General features: G+C 77.4%; 3 protein-coding genes. All 3 read left to right on the forward strand.

Translation table 11 applies throughout. From position 1 onward, the window contains the following. Window positions 1–684: S1C family serine protease (locus tag AKI01S_RS18820; RefSeq protein ID WP_067819153.1), on the forward strand; the 684-nt coding region annotated here is incomplete at its 5' end. A gap of 910 nt (window positions 685–1,594) precedes the next feature. Next, window positions 1,595–2,932: a hypothetical protein gene (locus AKI01S_RS18825; RefSeq protein ID WP_157419936.1), complete on the forward strand. Its 1,338-nt coding sequence runs from the start codon at window positions 1,595–1,597 to the stop codon at window positions 2,930–2,932. A gap of 50 nt (window positions 2,933–2,982) precedes the next feature. After that, on the forward strand, window positions 2,983–4,122 hold the full coding sequence (locus AKI01S_RS18830; RefSeq protein WP_157419937.1) for a hypothetical protein: 1,140 nt from the start codon (window positions 2,983–2,985) through the stop codon (window positions 4,120–4,122). Window positions 4,123–4,281 lie beyond the last annotated feature (159 nt).

A 4,281-nucleotide genomic window follows, 5' to 3' on the forward strand; every position in this document is an offset into this window, starting at 1 on the left:
ATCGCGGGGGCGGCGGTCGCCGGGGCCGCCGGTGCCCGGCTCGGCGCGGACCCGGCCGCGAGCACACCGGTGGCGCGCGACGGCGACCTGCGGGACGCGGCGGCCCGGGTGCAGCGCAGCGTCATGTCGATCTCGGTGCGCGGCGCCGACGGCGGCTCCACCGGCTCGGGCTTCGTGCTGGACCGGCAGGGCCGGGTGCTGACCAACGCGCACGTGGTGGCCGGCGGCCGGACGATCACCGTGGTGCTGGCGGACCGGCGCGGCGTCCGGGCGCGGCTGGTCGGGGCCGACGCCGGCGCCGACATCGCGGTGCTGCAGATCGACCCGGCGGCGGCCCCGCCCCCGTTGGAGCAGGGCAGCGCCGCGCGGCTGCGGGTCGGCGACCCGGTGCTGGCGGTCGGCTCACCGCTCGGCCTGGCGGGCACCGTCACCTCCGGCATCGTCAGCGCCGCCGAACGGGAGGTGTCGCTGGGCGGCGGGCGGCGGCAGGAGGCCGTGCAGACCGACGCCTCCATCAACCCCGGCAACTCCGGCGGCCCCCTGGTGGACAGCGGCGGCCGGGTGGTCGGCGTGAACACCGCCATCGCCACGCTGGGGGAGGGCGGGCGGTCCGGCTCGATCGGCATCGGCTTCGCCATCCCGATCGAGCGCGCCGCCCTCATCGCGCGGCGGCTCATCGGCTGAGGGCACGCGGAAGGCGGCGGCGGTGACCCCGGGCGTTCACCGCCCCGTCCCGTGACACCACGATCATCGAGCCCGCCCGGCACCGCGGTTCCCCGTCCGCGATGCCACCGCGGACGACGGCCCGTCATCCGTGGCCGGTTGTCGGCGGCCGCGGCCATACTGCCTCCATGCACGACGATGATCGTCTCTTGGAGAGGCTGAGGGACCGCGTCTTCGGCCCCCGCGTCCGGCCGCCGCGTGCGCATCGAGACCACCGACGGCGGCCTCGGGGCGGGCCCGTCGGGGACCACCCCGCTCTCTTCCCCCGATGTTCATCCCGGTGATCTTCACCCGCCGCCGTCGGTCCGGGATCCTTGGGCCCCGGGAACGGCACGGGCTCAGCCACGGTCCCGCAGAGATGTTCCTCAAGCCCCGTGGGGTCGCCGCCCCTCGGACCCGGTCGCCCCGCCCGCCGGCACGTCGCACGCGTGCCGCGGCAGCCGCGCGATCGCCACCTGTGGCCAGTTCGTTCCGGCGGCATCATCAAGATCAGCAACCTGTCAGACTGGCGACGCAAGATCGTGGCGATCCGGCGCATCGTGTGACGGAAGGAACCTGTATGCCCGACCGCGACCCCACCACCCCGGCCGACCCCCGAGATTCCGCCTGGGGTCAACACGGAGGCCTGGATCTGCCCGCGCCCCCGTACTCCTTCGGGTCGGCCGGTGCCGCGGACGAGGCCCCCGCGGACGAGACCGTCACCCCCATGGCGCAGCCACCCACCCCCATGGCGCAGCCACCCACCCCCATGGCACCTCCGCCTGTTCCCACCGCGCAGCCACCTGTTCCCACCGCACAGCCACCTGCCCCTATGGCACCGCCTGCCCTCATTGCGCAGCCGCCTGTTCCCACTGCGCAGCCGCCTGCCCCGATGGCACCTCCGCCCGCCCCGATGGCGCAGCCGCCCGCCCCCGCCACGCCGCCGCCCGCCTTCACCGAACGGCCCGATCGCGACGAACCGCGAGACCGCGCCGGCGCCGCGTGGCCCGAGGGCCCCCCGCCGGTGGCGCACCAGCCCGCGCGGCCGGTCGCCGTGCGCACCGCGCACACCCGGCGCCGCTTCGAACGCCGGGTCATCCTGCTGGGCGCCGGCAGCGCCCTGGCGGTCAGCGCGGTCACCCTGACGCTGTTCACGGCGATGAGCGACGAGACCGCACCCGTCGTCCGGCCCGGTCCCGCCGCCACCCCCACCGCCACCGCGACCCTGACCCGGAAGGTCCCGCCCGGCTGGTCGGCCACCGGGGCCTGGCAGACCCCCATCCGTCCCGGCACCCGCCCCGCGGTCATCCCCGACGGCGGCCTGGTCGCCATGGTCACCACCGACCGGCGCGTGCAGATCCGGCACGGCGCGACCGGCGCGGTGATCTGGACCGCCGCCACGCCGCTGCCGCCCGAGGCGGGCGACCCGGTCGCCACGCGCATCGACGGCAAGCCCGTCATCACCGCCCTGGCCGGGCCGCGACTGCTGGTGTGGCCGGTCAACGGCACCGGCGCCGCGCCCACCACCCTGGCCCTGCCCGACAAGGCCCAGGTCAGCTGGGCCGGGGACGGCCCGCTGCTCACCCTGCCCGACCGCAAGGCCGCCCTGGTCACCGGCGGCCAGGCCCGCACCGTGGAGTTGCCCGGCAAGGCGGTCGCGATGGCCGTGGACGGCTCCACCGTGCTGGCCGCCACCAGCACCGGCACCTGGTGGCGCCTGACCCCCGGAGCCCCACCGGTCAAGGTCACCCCCAAGAAGCCCGCCGGGGCCCAGGCCGTGACGCGCGTGGCGGCCGCCGGGCACGGCGCGGTGACGCTGGTGTGGTCCTCGGGCACCTCCGGCAAGGCCGTCGCCGCCCTGCACGACGCCACCACCGGAGCGGCCAGGGCGTCGGCTTCGGCGCCCGCCGAGCAGCTGCGCACCACGCCGGTCTGGGTGCGCGGCGCCGACGGCGGGGCCGCCGCCCTGGGGCCGGTGGTGTTCGACCTGGCCCGCCCGGCCGCCACCGCCCGGCCCGGCCTCATCCCGCTGACCACCGCGGGCCCGGTCGCCTACGGCCGCATCGGCAAACGCCTGGTCGCCGTCCCCGCCTCCGGTGAACCGGTCCGCGACCTGGGCGCCGGGACCGCGCTGCCGTGGGGCACCGTGGCCGACCGCGCCATCGTCGCCGACCGTACCGCCGACGGCGTGGCGCTGTTCGCCCTGCCCGCCGCCGCACCGGCCGGCTGACCCCGAACTCCCCGCTCCCCACCAACCGCACGATCGAAAGGAGCACGAACATGGCACCTGCCCTACCCTGGCGCGGGCTGGCCGTGGCGGCACTCACCGCCGGCCTGGCCCTGACCGCCGCCCCCGCCTTCGGGGACGCGGCGGTGGCCGGGCCGCACTCGGCCACCGCCCCCACCCTGGTCCTGGACCCCCTGATCGACCCGCAGCCGGTGGCACTGCCCACCCCGCACGGGCCCTCTCCCGTGCTTAACCCGGTCACCGCCCTGCCGACCACCGGCACCGGCGACGACCCCACCGCACCGGCGGCGCCGGGGACCGACCCGGTCGTGGACCCGATCCTGTCGCCCGCACCCAGCCCCGTGCCGCCCGCGCCACCACTCCCCGAACCGGAGACCCCCGCACCGCAGGCCCCCGCCCCCGAGCGGCCGACCCTGCCCCTGCCGCAGCCCCCGGCTCCGAGCGAGCCCGACCCCGCGCCGTCCTCGCCGTCCCTGCCGCAGCTCCCGCGCCCGGACCGCCCCGAGCGGCCGGACCGTCCGGGGAAGGGGCACCGGCCGGGCCCGTCCCTGCCGCCCCGGCAGGAACCGCTCCCGGCACCGCGTCCGGAGCCGGTCATCCCGCCGCCGGGCGACAATCCCAAGCCGCACATCCCCGCACCGCGACCGGCCGACCCCGGTCACGGCGACCACGGCGACCACGGCGACACCGACCCGACACCGCCCGACGAGACCCCGGGGCACGTCCCGGCCGTTCCGGCGCCGCCCGGCGACGGGCCGTCCGAACCGCCCGCCCCGCCCGAGCCTCCCCAGCAGGAGACGCCGCAGCCGAAACCCGACGACAAGCCGCAGGCGCCGGGCGACCCGGCCCAGCCGCCCCAGCGCACACCCGAGGAAGGCCCGGGGCAGGAACCGAAGGTCCCCGCGCCCTCCAAGCCGAGCGAGCCGACGACCTCACCGGCCAAGAAGCCCCCGGCTGAGCGTCCCCGGCCCGTGAAGCCGACCCAGCCGCCCCGGACGGACGTCGAACGGCCCGCCCAGCCCCCGGCCACCTCCAAGCCCGTGGTGAAGGCCAAGCCCGTGGTGAAGGCCAAGCCGCAGCAGAGCGCCCCGACCCCCACCAAGAAGACGTCCACGACGACGCCGCAGTCCACCACGGCTCAGCAGCCGTCGGACAAGAACGCGACGCCGTGATGACGCCGCTCTGAAACCTCAGGGCCCAGCGTCACGGGTGCTCCGGCGCCCGGGGCCTGTTTCGAAGTGGCCTCAGTCACGCACGCGAGCGCGTGACCTGACCTGCGGGCCCGAAGCCGGAGGCGAGGGCCCGCGGGTCAGATCGCGAAGCGATGTCGC

The organism is Actinomadura kijaniata NBRC 14229 (assembly GCF_001552175.1).
GTDB classification, from domain to species: domain Bacteria; phylum Actinomycetota; class Actinomycetes; order Streptosporangiales; family Streptosporangiaceae; genus Spirillospora; species Spirillospora kijaniata.

Coding starts and splice junctions, on each gene's coding strand:
- AKI01S_RS18825 (WP_157419936.1), top strand. CDS start 1,595: ATGGCACCTCCGCCCGCCCCGATGGCGCAGCCGCCCGCCCCCGCCACG.
- AKI01S_RS18830 (WP_157419937.1), top strand. CDS start 2,983: ATGGCACCTGCCCTACCCTGGCGCGGGCTGGCCGTGGCGGCACTCACC.